Below are 14,658 nucleotides of genomic sequence, written 5' to 3' on the forward strand. Positions count from 1 at the left end.
CTGTTCCGGTGATCACCAAGCGCGTGACGAAGCTCGCGGACGGCCGCGACCTGTTCTACTTCGACGATGCGGACAGCACCCTGCCCGCGGAGCGTGCCATCGACGAGCGTGCGCTCGACCCTCGGCCCGAGACCGCGCGGATGCGCCAGGACGTCCTGACCGGCGAGTGGGTCTCCATCGCCGCGAGCCGGCAGAACCGTGCGTTCCTGCCGCCAGCCGACCAGGACCCGCTCGCGCCGCAGTCACCGCAGAACCCGTCCGAGATCCCGAGCACGTACGACGTCGCCGTGTTCGAGAACCGCTCGCCGTCGTTCGGCCCCGCGCTCGCGGCGGACGACGCTCCGTCGTCGCTCGACTCGCTCAGCGACGTCGGCCTGAACCGGCAGCTGCGCAGCGTCGGCCGGTGCGAGGTCGTGTGCTTCTCGCCCGCGACCGAGGGGTCCTTCGCGTCGATCTCCGAGTCGCGTGCCCGCACCGTGGTCGAGGCCTGGGCGGACCGCACCGCCGCGCTCTCCGCCATGCCCGGCATCCAGCAGGTGTTCCCGTTCGAGAACCGCGGCGAAGCGATCGGCGTCACGCTGCACCACCCGCACGGGCAGATCTACTCGTACCCGTACGTCACGCCCCGCACGCAGCGTCTGCTCGACTCCATCGAGCGCTTCGGACCGGACCTGTTCGAACAGCACCTGGCGAACGAGCGGGCCTCGGACCGGGTCGTCCTGCAGGGCGAGCACTTCACGGCCTTCGTGCCGTTCGCCGCACGCTGGCCCATCGAGATCCACATGCTGCCGCACCGCCACGTCCCCGACTTCGCCGGCCTGACCGAGGCCGAGAAGGACGAACTGGCCCACATGCACCTGCGCCTGACGCGGGGCATCGACGAGCTCTACGGCGACCCGACCCCGTACATCGCCGCGTGGCACCAGGCACCGGTGCACGTCGGGCGGGACACCGTGCGGCTCATGCTGCAGATCACGTCGCCGCGTCGGGCGGCGGACAAGTTGAAGTTCCTGGCCGGCAGCGAAGCCGCCATGGGCGCCTGGATCGGGGACCTCGTGCCCGAGAAGGCAGCCGAGTTCATCCGACAGGGAATCGAGCGAGCATGACGTTCCAGCAGGTCTACGGGTACGAGCCGGCGGTGCGGTACTCCGCCCCCGGCCGGGTCAACCTGATCGGTGAGCACACCGACTACAACGACGGGTACGTCCTGCCGTTCGCGATCGACCGGCGCACCACCGCGTCGATCGCCCCGCGGCCGGACCGTCTGCTGCGCGTCTCGTCCGCGTTCGACGCCGACACGGTGCTCGAACTGTCGCTCGACGACCTCGACCCGTCGAACATGACCGGCTGGTCGGCGTACGTCTTCGGCATCGCCTGGGCACTCCGCGAGCAGGCCGGCGCAGACCTGTCGGACAAGACCGGGTTCGACGTCTTCATCGAGTCCGACGTCCCCGTCGGGGCCGGCCTGTCGTCCAGCGCCGCGATCGAGTGCGGCGTCGCGCTCGCCTTCAACGACCTGTGGGAGCTCGGGCTCGACCGCAAGACCCTCGCCCGCGTGGGGCAGTACTCCGAGAACCACGCCGTCGGCGCACCGACGGGCATCATGGACCAGTCCGCGTCACTGCTCGGCGAGCAGGACGCCGTCGTGTTCCTGGACTGCCGCACGCTCGACACCGCCGTGGTCGACCTGGCGCTCGAGGCCAACGGGCTCGAGGTCCTGGTCATCGACACCCGGGTCGAGCACGCCCACGCCACCGGTGGGTACGCAGCTCGTCGGGCCTCGTGCGAGAAGGGTGCGCAGGTGCTCGGTGTCGAGGCCCTGCGTGACCTGAGCGTCGATGACCTGCCCCGTGCGCAGGAGCTGCTCGACGACGAGACCTTCCGCCGCGTGCGCCACGTCGTGACCGAGGACCAACGAGTCCTCGACACCGTCCGGACGCTGCGCGAACAGGGCCCGCGGGCGATCGGCTCGCTGCTCGTCGCGTCGCACGAGTCGATGCGCGACGACTTCGAGATCTCCGTGCCGGAGCTCGACCTGGCCGTCGCGACCGCCGTCGAGCACGGCGCCGTCGGTGCGCGGATGACCGGTGGTGGGTTCGGTGGTGCGGCGATCGCGCTGGTCGACCGGGAGGCCCGTGGCGCGATCACCGAGGCCGTCACCGCCGCCTTCGCAGCCGCCGGGTACCGCGAGCCGAACGTCTTCACGGTGCACGCCGCGCAGGGCGCCCGCCGCGACTGAGCCTGACCGGCGGAGTTTCGCGCTCACCGACACGTCACGCGGCGCACGGCCCGTGAGGTGTCGCTGACCGCGAAACTTCGGCGCAATCCAGCGCGAGGCCGTGCGTCAGCGGGTCATGTGACCCGTGGTGACGGTGAAGCCGCCCCACGGGAACCCGTGCGGGTGCAGCACCTCGTGCTGGAGCTGGTCCATCACGACGTGGCCCTGCCACACCGTGTAGACCAGCACGCCGACGACGATGCACACCGGGACCGCCAGGTACGCGGAGTACCGCACGATGTCGCCGAGGGTGCGGTGCCCGTAGCGCGCGAGCGTCGGCGGCAGGACGATCCCGACGACGACCACGAGCAGCAACAGTGCGAGTGCGGCCGGTGCGACGTGCGCTTCGACCTGCACCGTGATGGGCGCGGTCTCCAGGACCTTGCCGCCGTTGTCGATCCAGTTGTCGTCGGCGTCGACCCCGCCGTAGCCCGTCGACGTGCTCCAGAGCACCAGGTTCGGGGACAGCACCAGTGCGACGGTCCCGACGAGTACGAGTCCCCACGCACGCGGACGCAGCTTCCTGCCGGTGGCCGCCATCACGGGCGCGGTCTGGACGTTCTCCCCCATGCGGTGACCGTAGCACTGGGGGCGGCTCCGCACCCGTCCCCCGAACGCGCGGGGCGGGGGCGAGCCGCGCCTCCCGGCCGCATCTGGTGAGCAGAAATGGTCGAGTCCCACGACGGGACCCGACCATTTCTGCTCACGATGCCAACGCGCGCCTCGTGAGCCGACCGCCGCACCTACTTCAGGTGGCGCTCCGCCGCCTCGACCACGTTCTTCATGAGCATCGCGCGGGTCATCGGGCCGACGCCGCCGGGCACCGGCGACATGAACCCAGCGACGGACGCGACGGCGGGGTCGACGTCGCCGTGCAGCTTGGCCTTCCCCGTCTCGTCGTTCACCACGCGGGTGATGCCGACGTCGATCACGGCCGCACCGGGCTGGACCCAGTCCGGCTTGACGAGCCCGGCGACCCCGGCCGCCGCGATGACGATGTCGGCGCGACGGCACTCCGCGGCGACGTCCGCCGTCAGGGAGTGGGTCAGGGTGGCGGTGGCCTCGAGGCGGGTGAGCAGCAGACCGAGCGGCCGGCCGACCGTCAGGCCCTGCCCGATGATCGTGACGTGCGCGCCCCGGATCGGGATGTCGTACGCCTCGAGCATCGCGACGATGCCCCGCGGGGTGCAGGGCAGGGGCGCGTCGATGGTGCCGGCACCACCGGGCACGGCGAGTACGAGCTCACCGAGGTTCGTCGGGTGCAGGCCGTCGGCGTCCTTCGACGGGTCCATCAGCTCGAGCATCGGCGTCGGGTCGATGCCCTCCGGCAGCGGCAGCTGCACGATGAACGCGGTGACCCGGGGGTCGTCGTTCATCTGCAGGATCGCGGCTCGGATGTCTGCGGCGGATGCCGTCGCAGGCAGGTCGATGCGGTGCGAGTCGAGCCCGATCTGCGCCGAGTCGCGGTGCTTGCCCGCGACGTAGGACAGGGAACCGGGGTTCTCCCCGACCAGGATCGTGCCGAGCCCCGGACGGATGCCGTGCTCGTGCAACCGATCGATGCGGACCCGCAGTTCGTCGAGCGTCCGGGCAGCGAGGGCGGTGCCGTCGATGCGGACCGCCGACCCCTCCCCCGCCCATCGCTCGACGGGCAGGGGGGTCAGAGCGTCGCTCACGCGTAGAGGGGGAACGCGTCGGTCAGGGTCTTCACCCGGGCCGAGAGCGCTGCGATGTCCGGGTTCGGCATGAGGGTCAGCGCGATGATGTCCGCGACCTCGGTGAACTCGGCGTCGCCGAAGCCACGCGTGGCGAGCGCCGACGTGCCGATGCGGACACCCGAGGTGACCATCGGCGGACGCGGGTCGAACGGCACGGAGTTGCGGTTCACGGTGATGCCGACCTCGTGCAGCAGGTCTTCGGCCTGCTTGCCGTCGACCTCGGAGGTGCGCAGGTCGACGAGCACCAGGTGCACGTCGGTACCACCGGTGAGGACGTCGACGCCGGCCGCGCGGGCGTCCGGCTGCGTGAGCCGATCCGCGAGCAAGCGGGCACCGCGGATGGTGCGCTCCTGGCGGGCCTTGAACTCGGGGGTGCCGGCGAGCAGGAACGCGGTGGCCTTGGCGGCGATGACGTGCATGAGCGGGCCGCCCTGCTGGCCCGGGAAGACCGCGGAGTTCAGCTTCTTGAACAGGGTCTCGTCGTTGGACAGGATGATGCCCGAGCGGGGGCCGCCGAGGGTCTTGTGCACGGTCGACGAGACGACGTGGGCGTGCGGGACCGGGGACGGGTGCAGACCGGCGGCGACGAGGCCGGCGAAGTGCGCCATGTCGACCCAGAGCTTGGCGCCGACCTCGTCCGCGATCTCGCGGAACTTCGCGAAGTCGAGCTGGCGCGGGTAGGCGGACCAGCCGGCGATGAGGACCTTCGGCTGGTGCTCGATGGCCTTGGCGCGGATGTCGTCGTAGTCGACCTCGAACGTCTCGGGGTCGACGCCGTACGCGACGGCGTTGTAGATGCGGCCGGAGAAGTTGAGCTTCATGCCGTGGGTCAGGTGACCGCCGTGCGCGAGCTCGAGGCCGAGGATGGTGTCGCCGGCGCTGGCGATGGCGTGCAGGACCGCGGCGTTGGCCGTGGCGCCCGAGTGCGGCTGGACGTTCGCGTAGGCAGCACCGAAGAGCGCCTTGGCACGGTCGATGGCGAGCTGCTCGGCGACGTCGACGTACTCGCAGCCGCCGTAGTAGCGCTTGCCGGGGTAGCCCTCGGCGTACTTGTTGGTGAGGACGGAGCCCTGGGACTCGAGCACGGCGCGCGGCACGAAGTTCTCGGACGCGATCATCTCGAGGGTGTCGCGCTGACGGCCGAGCTCCTGCTGCAGGACGGCGGCGATCTCGGGGTCGACCTCGGTGAGCGGGGCGTTGAAGGCTGCGCGGTCGGTGTCGACGGAGCCGTCGACGGCGGGCAGATCGGTGATGGACACGGTTCTCCTACGTGGGTTGGCGACGACCGGTGGGTCGCGCACGGACGATCGGTCGGTGCAGCCCAGGCGTACGGCCGCGCACCGTGTCAGGTGTCGCTCCCCGATGGTGACCCATCCAACGCCAGTCGCGACGTGACGATCGTACCGAGCCGCCCGCCCTGTGTCACCCTGGTTGCATGACGCTGACCTCGCCCGACGTGGACGAACGGACCACCCCGGACGAACGCACCAGTGCGCGCGCGGACACCCCGTGGGTCACCGTCGTGTGGGACGACCCGGTGAACCTGATGTCGTACGTCACGTACGTCTTCCAGCGGCACTTCGGCTTCGGTCGCGCGCAGGCGGAGCGGCTCATGCACCAGGTGGACACGGAGGGTCGGGCCATCGTGGCGACGGGTCCGCGCGAGGCGATGGAGGCCCACGTCCAGTCGATGCACGGCTACGGCCTGCAGGCGACCGTCGACAAGGCCCCCGAAGCGTGATCCCCTTCGTCCGCCGCGCCGACGGCGTCCACCTCGGCATGTCCTCCGGCGAGCGCGGGCTGCTCACGTCCCTGACCGAGCAGCTGCGCCAGGTGCTCGACGGCGATCTGTCGGCGGACCCGGTCACCGAGCGGATGTTCCCGGACGCCTACCCGGACGACGACGACGCCAGCGCGGAGTTCCGGAGGTACACGCAGTCCGACCTGCTGGCGCAGAAGACCACGAACGCGACGACCGTGCACGAGTGGCTGACGGGCACCCGCGACGGCGCCCTCGCCCCCGAGGACGAGCAGGCCTGGCTCCGCACCCTGACCGACCTGCGGCTGACGATCGCCGACCGTCTCGGGATCGTCGACGCCGACGACGAGGAGCGTTCGGTCGAGGCCGACGCGGGCGTCGGCCTGCGCGACGTCTACGACTGGCTCGGGTACGTGCAGGAGCACCTGATCACGACGATGAACGCCCCGCGGTGACGGTCGCCTTCCGCGCTGCCACCGAGGACGACCAGGAGGCCCTGCTCGCGTTCTCGACGTCGGAACCGGTCGCGTGGATCGGTCCGGACCGGTACCGCGCCGAGTCGGGTACGGACAACTACCGCCCGGGGTGGTCGTGGCTGGCCGAGCGCGACGGCCGTCCGGTGGCACGGGCGCTCTGGTGGGGTGGCGCGGACGCCGAGGTGCCGTCGACCCTCGACGACCTGCTGGTGGCTCCGGACGTGCCCGAGGACGAGCAGGTGGCGATCGCCGCCGGGCTGATCACGGCGGCGACCGCTGCGTTCGGGGCGCGACCGGAGTGGATCGTCGACGTCGCGGTGGACTGGCACGACGACCCCGACGCCGTCGCCGCGGTGTCGTGGCGCACGGCGGCCGCCCGGTCGGCGGGGCTCGGACGGTCGACGGAGCGGGTGAGTGTGGCGTGGACGCCGGACCGAGGGCTGCCGATGCCGTCCTCGCTGCGCTTCCGCGCCGGTGACGACGACGAGTTCGTGGACCTGTTCGCCCGCGTCGCGGTGGGGAGCCTCGACGCCCACACCGTGGCGTCGGTGGACGAACTCGGCCCGCGGGGCGCCGCCGCCGACGACCTCGAGTTCTACCGCTCGCTGCCGGGGTCGCGCGACGGCTGGCGGGTCGCGCTCGACCCCGACGGCCTGGTGGTCGGGTTCGTCCTGGCGACGCGGACGGCGTACGACGCGGCGATCAGTTTCATCGGCGTGCTGCCGCAGCACCGTGGGCGCGGTGTGGTCGACGGGCTGCTCGCCGAGGGGCTGCGCGTGCACGCCGAGGCCGGGGAGCCGAAGGTGGTCGGCACGACGGACGCGGCGAACACCCCGATGCGCCGGGCGTTCGAACGGGCCGGCTTCGTGGTGACGAAGCGCCGCATCGTGTTCGAGCGCTGAGCCGATCCGGAGCGGCGGACCCGGAACTCGCAAGGCGACCTTGCAAGTTGCACTGTCGAAGTAGTACCGTGTCGGTATGGAATCACCCGATCCGACCGCGCTCGCCGGCGACCTGCTGACGCTCTACGGTCGGATCCGTCGCACGCTGCTGACCGGCAAGGCCGACGAGGTCACGGCGTCCCAGACCGCCGCGCTCGGCCGCCTGCTGCGGTACGGCGAGAGCACGGTCGCCGAGCTCGCCCGCGCCGAGGGCGTCCGGCCGCAGTCGATGGGCGCGACCGTCCAGGCGCTCGAGGACCTCGGCCTCGTCGAACGACGTCCAGACCCCGCCGACGGCCGCCGTGCGCTCGTCCGCGCGACCGACCAGGGCGCCCGTGCCCGCGAGGACGCCTGGACCACCCGCACCCGCGTCCTGACCGACCGGCTCGCCGCGCTGCCCGACGCCGACCGCGACACCGTCGCCCGAGCGATCGCGATCCTCGCCCCGCTCACCGAACGCTGACCCCGGAAGAAGCACTCCCACGTCCACCTCGACCACTCCCACCCCCGTCGTCACCCCGGGCAGCACCGGCAGTGGCTTCGGCCCGAAGCTCCTCATCCCGGTGCTCGTCGGGCCGCTGCTCAACCCGATCAACACCACGATGGTGTCCGTCGCGCTCACGCCGATCTCCCGCGACCTGGGGATCGGTGCGGCGCAGGCGATCTGGCTCGTCGCCGCCCTGTACCTGGCGAGTGCGATCGCGCAGCCGACGATGGGCAAGCTCGCCGACCGCTTCGGCCCGAAGAAGGTGTTCCTGACCGGGCTCGTGATCGTCGGTGTCGCCGGGGTCGTGCCCGAGTTCCTGACCGGCTTCGGCGGCGCGGTGTTCGCCCGCGTGCTCATCGGCATCGGCACCTCGTCGGCGTACCCGGCGGCACTCACCACTCTCCGACAGCACTCGGCGCGGATCGGGAAGCCGACCCCGCCGCTCGTGCTCGGAGCGCTGTCCATCACCTCGCTCGTGTCGGCGGCGGCCGGGCCTCCGCTCGGCGGCGCGCTGATCGCAGCGTTCGGCTGGCACGCGATCTTCCTGGTGAACGTGCCCCTGGCGGGGTTCGGCATCGTCGTGGCGTCGATGTGGCTGCCGTCCGACCGTCACCGTCCGCGTGACGACGAGGCCCTGCCCGTCCTGCAGGCGCTCGACCCGTTCGGCATGCTGCTCATGACGGGCACCGTCTCGGCGCTGCTCGTGTTCCTGCTCGACCTGTCCGCCGGCCTGTGGTGGCTGCTCGCGGTGGCGATCGTGCTGTTCGTCGCCCTCGTGCTGTGGGAGCTGCGCGCGGTCCGACCGTTCGTGGACGTCCGGATGCTCGCTCGGAACGGCGCGCTGTCCCGCACCTACGTGCGACTGTTCCTGACCTACCTGCTCGCGTACACGATGACCTACGGGTTCTCGCAGTGGGTGCAGGACGTCGCCGGGTACTCGAGCGACGTCGCCGGGTACATCCAGCTGCCGGCCGCGATCGTGGCCGGGATCGCGTCGTTCGTCGTCGCCCGGAAGACCGCCGTGCGCGGACCCCTGATCGTCGCGGCCGTCGTGCCGATCGTCGGCGGGGCGCTCCTGCTCTTCCTGCACACCGGGTCGCCGGTCGTGCTGCTCGCGCTGGCGCCGGCGCTGTTCGGCGTCCCGCAGGCCCTGGCGTCGGTGTCGAACCAGGCGGCGCTGTACCGGCTCGTGCCCGCGTCGTACATCGGCACCGCGGCCGGGTTGTCCCGCACGGCGGTGTACATCGGGGCGATCGGGGCCTCGTCGCTCATCGGTGGTGTGTTCGGCCAGGCCCCGACCACACCGGACCTGCACGTGCTGGCGTGGGTGATCCTCGGCGTCGCGGTGCTCCTGACGGTCCTGACCCTGGCCGACCGCCGCCTCCGCACGGCCGCCGCCGCCACGCCCGCTTCGTGAGCAGAAATGGTCGGGTCGCGTCACGGCACTCGACCATTTCTGCTCACGAAGCACCGCGCTCGCCGCGCCCGGTACCCTGATCCGGTGACCGACCCGACCCCCACGCACTGGACCCTGACGCTCGTCTGCGACGACCAGCCCGGGATCGTGCACGCCGTCTCCGGAGCGGTCGTCGCCGCCAACGGCAACATCACCGAGTCGCAGCAGTTCTCGAGCGTCGACACGAACACGTTCTTCATGCGCCTGCAGGTCATGGCGCCGGTGGACCGCGCGACCTTCGAGGCAGCCCTCGCCCCCGTCGCCGCCCGGTACGACGCCCGCGTCCAGCTCGACGTCGTCGGTCGCCCGCTGCGCAGCCTCGTCCTCGTGTCGAAGGCCGGCCACTGCCTCAACGACCTGCTCTACCGCCAGCGCGGTGGGCAGCTGCCGATCGAGGTCCCGCTCGTGCTGTCCAACCACCCGGACCTGTCCGAGCTCGCGTCGTTCTACTCGGTGCCGTTCGAGCACCGTCCGGTCACCGACGCGGACAGCAAGGCGGCCATGGAGCGCCGTGTCCTCGAAGCGGTCGAGGAGCACGACATCGAACTCGTCGTGCTCGCCCGCTACATGCAGATCCTGTCGCCGGAGCTCTGCGCGGCGCTCGAGGGCCGTGCGGTCAACATCCACCACTCGTTCCTGCCCGGCTTCAAGGGCGCGAACCCCTACCGCCAGGCGCACGCACGCGGCGTGAAGCTCATCGGTGCGACGGCCCACTTCGTCACGAGCGACCTCGACGAGGGCCCGATCATCGAGCAGAACGTCGTGCGCGTGGACCACACGAAGGACCCCGCCGAGCTGGTCTCCATCGGCCAGGACGAAGAGTCCCGCACCCTCACCCAGGCAGTGCGCTGGATCGCCGAGGACCGCGTCCTGCTCGACGGCGCCCGCACCATCATCTTCAAGTAGGCAGCACCATGACGAACGCCCCGCAGTCTCCCGTCGACTGGGAAGCAGTCCCCGGCCCGGCACCCGCCGGCAGGCAGCGACGGCCGTTCGACGTCTGGCGCGTGCTCCGCGTCCTGGTCTGCACGTTCGGCCTGCTCTCCCTGGCGTTCTGGGGCTACTGGTCGTGGCAGCTCCCCCTGCCCGGTTACCTGTTCATGGTCGGCGCCCCGCTGTTCGCGGCCGTCGTCTGGTACTTCTTCCGCTCGCCGGCGTCGCCGATCGAGACCGACATCGTCGGCAAGACGATCGTCGAGGTCGCGTTGGTCATCGCCGCGGGCGCGACCTGGATCTCCATCGGCCACCCGGTCGTGGGCTTCGTCTTCATCGTGATCGCCGCCCTGAGCGGCGTGATCGCGTTCCGCAGGGAGACCGCATGACCGCCACGGGCCTCCAGGCCGGCCGGGAGGCCCAGCGCACCCTGGTGCGCGCATCCCGCGTCGTCGACGCGGCCGGGTCCACGGCGGACGGCTGGGTCCTGCTCGCCGGTGACGTGGTGCACGCGGTCGGCTCCGGCCCCGAAGCCCCCGCGGCGGACCAGGTCGTCGACCTGGGCGACGCGGTCCTGACGCCCGGGTTCACCGACCTGCACGGGCACGGCGGTGCGACCGAGTCGTACGAGGACGACTCCTTCGCCGAGTCGCTGGCCGTCCACCGGGCGCACGGCACGACCCGGTCGGTCCTGTCCCTCGTCGCGAACCCGGTCCCCGCCCTCGCGGACTCGCTCGCGCGGATCCGTTCCGTGATGGCGACCGACCCACTCGTGCTCGGCGTGCACCTGGAGGGGCCGTTCCTGTCCCCGCACAACAAGGGCGCCCACAACGAGTCGTTCCTCATCGACCCGTCGCCCGCAGCGGTCGACGCGCTGCTCGAGGCCGGCGAGGGCGTCATCCGCCAGGTCACCATCGCGCCGGAACTGCCGGGCGCGCTCGACGCCGTCCGCCGGTTCGTCGCCGCCGGGGTCACCGTCGCCGTCGGCCACACCGTCGGCATGTACGACCAGGCCCGTGCCGCGTTCGACGCCGGTGCGACGCTGCTGACCCACGCGTTCAACGCGATGCCGGGGCTGCACCACCGTGCACCGGGGCCGATCGGTGCCGCGGTGGCCGACGACCGGGTGACACTCGAGCTCATCCTCGACGCCGTGCACGTGCACCCGGTCGTCGCGGACACCCTGTTCCGCGCTGCCCCGGGCCGGGTGGCGCTCATCACCGACGCCATGGGCGCTGCGGGCGCTGCCGACGGCTCGTACCGGCTGGGATCGCTCGACGTCACCGTGACCGACGGGGTCGCGCACGTCGCCGGGACCGACACCATCGCGGGGTCGACGTTGACGCAGGACGTGGCGTTGCGGAACGCGGTCTCGCTCGCCGGACGGACGCTGCCCGAGGCCGTCGCGGCCCTGACGAGCGTGCCGGCCGCGGCGCTGGGGCTCGGCGACCGACTGGGGCGGCTCGCGCCGGGGTACGCGGCCGACCTCGTGGCGCTGTCCCCGGCGCTCGAGGTGCAGCGGGTGTGGGGCGGCGGGCGCGAGCTGCGCTGATCAGCGCCGGACGAGTGCCCCCGCGACGAGCCGGAGCAGCAGGGCGACCGCGCCGAGCCCGGCGACGGCGACCCCGATGACGACCACGATGACGAGCCGGGTGAGGAAGTGCACCTCGGACTCGTCCTCGCGCACGCCGAGGGACGACGCACCCACGAACACGAACACCGCCGCGATGAGCAGCAGCCCCCCGATCCAGGTCGTGGCACGCAGGGCGGCCGGTGCTGGTGGCCGGTTGCGATCGTCCGGGGTCGTCGGTCGGGCCTTGGCGCCCTCGGTCTCCCAGTCGGCGAGTTCGGTCATGGTGCTCCCCCTCTGTCGGGTCGATCGTAGGGCCTGCCGGTCCGTCGGTCAGGGCAGGTCGGTGGGGCGTGGGTTCAGTGGTTCACCGAACTTCGGTGCCTTCCCCGGCACGCAGTGCCCGTCGATGGACACGTCGGCGTAGGAGTCGAACGCCTGGAAGAAGATCGCGAACCCGTCCGGAGCGGTGCCGCGGAGGTATCCCTGTGGGTAGCTGATGACGGTTCGCCGCGGCGTGAGCTCCTCGTCGTGCTCCACCACCGCACCGTCGTACCCGATCCCGGCGAGCGCCGTCACGACCCGCTCGGCGACCTCGTCGGGCGTCCCGGGGAGCGGGAGTCTCCGGGTGCTGGCGTACGTGTACTGGGCTGCGTCTTCGCCGTCGCTGCCACAGATGAGCCAGGCTGGATCGTCATCGCCCCAGCCGTCCTCGCCGACGACCGACCGGACGGCAGCGAAGACGTCCAAGACGTCCTGGTGGGATTCTTCGACGTTCATCGACGTGTCCTTCCGCATCGGGGAGTACGGGGCGACGTCGGCGCACCCGGCCAACAGCATCGTGACGGCGATCGATGCCACGACGGCTCCGCCCCACCGTTCAGAGCCTCGGGTCACCGGTGAGTCCTGTCTGCCAGCCGTACATGAGCCAATCGTCCTTCGTCTGCTGCCGCATCCGGTCGAAGGGACCGCCCTGTTCGGGGATCTCGTCGCCACGCCCCATGGCGGCCAGCGCGCTGTTGTGCTGCGCCGTGGTGCCGTCGTCGAAGTACGAGTACCGGCCGTCGCCGTTCCCACCGACGTAGGGGCCGTGCTGCGTGACGCCGTGCAGCGTGCCGTCACTGCCCCGCTGGGTCTCCGAGCTGAACTCGTGCGCGTCCCACGAGGACTCGGTCGGATCCCGCCGACCCGACAGGTTCTGGCCGGTGACGGCCCAGCCGTCCTTAGCGCCCTGGCTGGCGAAGACCTCGCCCGCCGGCACGTGCAGCGCCGAAGCCTTCGGTGCGACGTCCGTGACCCCGGCCGAGCCGAGCAGCACCACGTGGTCGGCGTGGGTCCTCGTCAACGCGATCGTCGCCACGTTCGTGCCGTAGGAGTGCCCCAGCACGGTCAGGTCGGCGTCGCGTCCGGCGGCGGCGCGTGCCGCGTGGAACCCGTCGAGGTCGGCCACGAGCCGGTCAGCGCCCTCGTGCGCCCGGCCGTTCGCGACCACGGCCGCGAACGACGGGTCGTCGGCCATCGGCGGGTGGTAGCCGATCCAGGACACCACGGCGATGTCACTGCGTCGGACACCACCCACGCGAGCTTGCTCGCGGCGCATGCCCCGTGCGATCGCGCTGTAGTTCTGCACCGTTCCGCGCTGGTCCGTCGCGGTGTTCATGCCCGGCACGATGACGCTGACGTGCGCGGCGCGGTCGAGGTCACCAGCGACGATCTGCGCGAGTGGTGGACGGTCGTCGACGAGTGACACGAGCGACACCGGGGTCGTGTCGAGGGTGTCCTGGATGTTCCGGTAGGCATCGCGCTGCCGCGACCACGTGGACAGCTCCGCTCGGGCGGCGGCAGCTCCGGCCGGGGTCTTCGCGGCGTCGAGCTGCTCCCGCCAGTGCGCGACCTGCCGTTCCGCGTGGGCGAGCCGGTCGACCAGCACCGTCGTGTTCGCCCGAACCCGTGCCCAGTACGCGACGCCGTTCAGGTTCCCGATCACCGTGGGCAACGCCACGACGAACGCCCGCTGGGCTGCCGACGGCGCTCCGTCCGGGCCGGACATCGCCTGCCACCACCCGGCGACGTCGGTGGCGTCGAGCCCTGCGAGACGCCGGGCGATGCGCGGGTCGTCCCGCAGCGCCGCGATGCTCTCGCGGTCGAGGGTGCCGAGCCAGGTGGTGAACTGCCCGTCGCTCATCGCCCGGGCGGCCGCAGCCGAGACCAGGCCGCCGAGCACCGCTCGGTCGTCGAGCGCAGACGCCGCCGCACGGTCCGCGGCAGCGCGTCGGGCGACGAGCTCGTCCCACTGCGCCGACAACCTCGCCTCGAGCCCCGCGAGCCAGACGCCGCTGTTCTGCACCTGCTGCAGGAGGACCTCGTCCGCCTCGACCGCATCGGGTCCGGCCGCCGTCCGGGTCGCGGCGCGGACCGCCCGCGCGTTCACCACGATGTCGTCGGCCGTGTTCCGGAGCGCCGTCTGCAGGCGAGCGGCTTCGTCCTGGATCTGCTGGACCTCGCGCGCGTAGTCGGCGAGCGCCGTCGCCGCGGCGTCCAACCGTGCGGCGACGCGGTGCGCACTCGCCGGCACCGTCGCTGCGACCGTCAGGAACTGCTGCTGCGCTGCGCCCTGCCACCCGGCCGCCGCGGACTCCGCCGCGACGAGCACGTGACGGGCTCCGTCGCGGACGGCATCCGCGTGCTCGTCGTGCAGGCGGGCGACGCGTTGGATGCCGTCCGGGTCTCCGGCGGTGGGGTCGGCACTCACCGGACCCGCCGGGCGAGGTCGGCGTCGGCACGCAGGACCGCTTCGGCAGCGGTGGTCACGTACCCACCCAGGGTGTCCGCGTCGTCACCGAGCGAACCGATCATCGCGTCGAGGGCCCGGGCCGACTGGACGAACGCCGACTCGACCGTCGCCGACCCGAACGTGCCGCTGTCCGCCCCGGACAGCGCACGCTCGGACCGGAAGTCACCAGCCGCCTGCAGGACCCCTCGTGACACCTCCTGCATCGTCGACAGGTCGACCACCAGATCCCCCATGCTGCCCCTTCCG

The 14,658-nt window shown here is 71.9% G+C and carries 17 protein-coding genes and 1 riboswitch; of the genes, 10 read left to right on the forward strand and 7 right to left on the reverse strand.

Annotated elements, in window-relative coordinates; all coding sequences use genetic code 11:
- Positions 1 to 8 precede the first annotated feature (8 nt).
- Both galT and galK read left to right on the forward strand, forming a co-directional pair.
- Positions 9 to 1,106 (forward strand): galactose-1-phosphate uridylyltransferase, encoded by a 1,098-nt coding sequence (galT, locus tag EDF33_RS00770; protein ID WP_131877523.1) that lies wholly within the window; start codon positions 9 to 11, stop codon positions 1,104 to 1,106.
- A complete protein-coding gene (gene galK, locus EDF33_RS00775) occupies positions 1,103 to 2,239 on the forward strand; it encodes a galactokinase (protein ID WP_131877525.1) in 1,137 nt (378 codons plus the stop codon). The genes galT and galK overlap by 4 nt, the downstream gene beginning before the upstream one ends.
- Positions 2,240 to 2,344: 105 nt before the next feature.
- On the opposite strand, the gene EDF33_RS00780 is transcribed toward galK, so the two are convergent.
- The 3 genes from EDF33_RS00780 to glyA form a co-directional block, all read right to left on the reverse strand.
- A complete protein-coding gene (locus EDF33_RS00780) occupies positions 2,345 to 2,848 on the reverse strand; it encodes a hypothetical protein (RefSeq protein WP_132099078.1) in 504 nt (167 codons plus the stop codon).
- A gap of 173 nt (positions 2,849 to 3,021) precedes the next feature.
- Positions 3,022 to 3,954 carry a tetrahydrofolate dehydrogenase/cyclohydrolase catalytic domain-containing protein gene (locus EDF33_RS00785; protein ID WP_243692319.1) on the reverse strand — a complete coding sequence of 311 codons (933 nt, stop codon included), beginning with the start codon at positions 3,952 to 3,954 and terminating at the stop codon, positions 3,022 to 3,024.
- Positions 3,951 to 5,240 (reverse strand): serine hydroxymethyltransferase, encoded by a 1,290-nt coding sequence (glyA, locus tag EDF33_RS00790; protein ID WP_123937599.1) that lies wholly within the window; start codon positions 5,238 to 5,240, stop codon positions 3,951 to 3,953. The genes EDF33_RS00785 and glyA overlap by 4 nt, the downstream gene beginning before the upstream one ends.
- A 68-nt stretch (positions 5,241 to 5,308) precedes the next feature.
- Positions 5,309 to 5,394, reverse strand: a riboswitch (ZMP/ZTP riboswitch).
- 37 nt (positions 5,395 to 5,431) lie between these two features.
- Between glyA and clpS the strand changes: the two genes are divergently transcribed.
- From clpS to nagA, 8 genes are all read left to right on the forward strand, one after another.
- On the forward strand, positions 5,432 to 5,737 hold the full coding sequence (clpS, locus tag EDF33_RS00795) for an ATP-dependent Clp protease adapter ClpS (protein ID WP_185003162.1): 306 nt from the start codon (positions 5,432 to 5,434) through the stop codon (positions 5,735 to 5,737).
- Entirely contained in the window at positions 5,734 to 6,210 is a 477-nt protein-coding gene (locus tag EDF33_RS00800) for a DUF2017 family protein (RefSeq protein WP_132099079.1), read from the forward strand. Before clpS ends, EDF33_RS00800 begins: the two co-directional genes overlap by 4 nt.
- Positions 6,207 to 7,133: a GNAT family N-acetyltransferase gene (locus EDF33_RS00805; protein WP_132099080.1), complete on the forward strand. Its 927-nt coding sequence runs from the start codon at positions 6,207 to 6,209 to the stop codon at positions 7,131 to 7,133. Before EDF33_RS00800 ends, EDF33_RS00805 begins: the two co-directional genes overlap by 4 nt.
- Positions 7,134 to 7,209: 76 nt before the next feature.
- On the forward strand, positions 7,210 to 7,635 hold the full coding sequence (locus tag EDF33_RS00810) for a MarR family transcriptional regulator (protein ID WP_123340932.1): 426 nt from the start codon (positions 7,210 to 7,212) through the stop codon (positions 7,633 to 7,635).
- A 100-nt stretch (positions 7,636 to 7,735) separates the two neighbouring features.
- A complete protein-coding gene (locus EDF33_RS00815; RefSeq protein ID WP_132099081.1) occupies positions 7,736 to 9,076 on the forward strand; it encodes an MFS transporter in 1,341 nt (446 codons plus the stop codon).
- Positions 9,077 to 9,160: 84 nt separating this feature from the next.
- Entirely contained in the window at positions 9,161 to 10,021 is an 861-nt protein-coding gene (gene purU, locus EDF33_RS00820; RefSeq protein ID WP_123293261.1) for a formyltetrahydrofolate deformylase, read from the forward strand.
- Between the two features lie 8 nt (positions 10,022 to 10,029).
- Positions 10,030 to 10,437, forward strand: a complete 408-nt coding sequence (locus EDF33_RS00825; protein WP_123671482.1) for a YrdB family protein — start codon at positions 10,030 to 10,032, stop codon at positions 10,435 to 10,437.
- Positions 10,434 to 11,600, forward strand: coding sequence for an N-acetylglucosamine-6-phosphate deacetylase (nagA, locus tag EDF33_RS00830; RefSeq protein ID WP_132099082.1), 1,167 nt, complete (start codon positions 10,434 to 10,436; stop codon positions 11,598 to 11,600). The genes EDF33_RS00825 and nagA overlap by 4 nt, the downstream gene beginning before the upstream one ends.
- Here nagA and EDF33_RS00835 read toward each other — a convergent pair whose 3' ends face one another.
- The 4 genes from EDF33_RS00835 to EDF33_RS00850 are packed head-to-tail and all read right to left on the reverse strand — an operon-like array spanning position 11,601 to position 14,645.
- Positions 11,601 to 11,903 carry a hypothetical protein gene (locus tag EDF33_RS00835; RefSeq protein ID WP_131921940.1) on the reverse strand — a complete coding sequence of 101 codons (303 nt, stop codon included), beginning with the start codon at positions 11,901 to 11,903 and terminating at the stop codon, positions 11,601 to 11,603.
- Positions 11,904 to 11,951: 48 nt separating this feature from the next.
- The gene (locus EDF33_RS00840) at positions 11,952 to 12,515 is read right to left on the reverse strand and encodes a hypothetical protein (RefSeq protein WP_132099083.1); all 564 of its coding nucleotides are present in this window, start codon (positions 12,513 to 12,515) and stop codon (positions 11,952 to 11,954) included.
- Positions 12,499 to 14,370 (reverse strand): alpha/beta hydrolase, encoded by a 1,872-nt coding sequence (locus EDF33_RS00845; RefSeq protein ID WP_132099084.1) that lies wholly within the window; start codon positions 14,368 to 14,370, stop codon positions 12,499 to 12,501. Before EDF33_RS00845 ends, EDF33_RS00840 begins: the two co-directional genes overlap by 17 nt.
- The gene (locus tag EDF33_RS00850) at positions 14,367 to 14,645 is read right to left on the reverse strand and encodes a hypothetical protein (protein ID WP_132099085.1); all 279 of its coding nucleotides are present in this window, start codon (positions 14,643 to 14,645) and stop codon (positions 14,367 to 14,369) included. Before EDF33_RS00850 ends, EDF33_RS00845 begins: the two co-directional genes overlap by 4 nt.
- Positions 14,646 to 14,658: the final 13 nt, after the last annotated feature.

The organism is Curtobacterium sp. PhB146, from assembly GCF_004342995.1.
In the GTDB taxonomy this organism is placed as follows: domain Bacteria; phylum Actinomycetota; class Actinomycetes; order Actinomycetales; family Microbacteriaceae; genus Curtobacterium.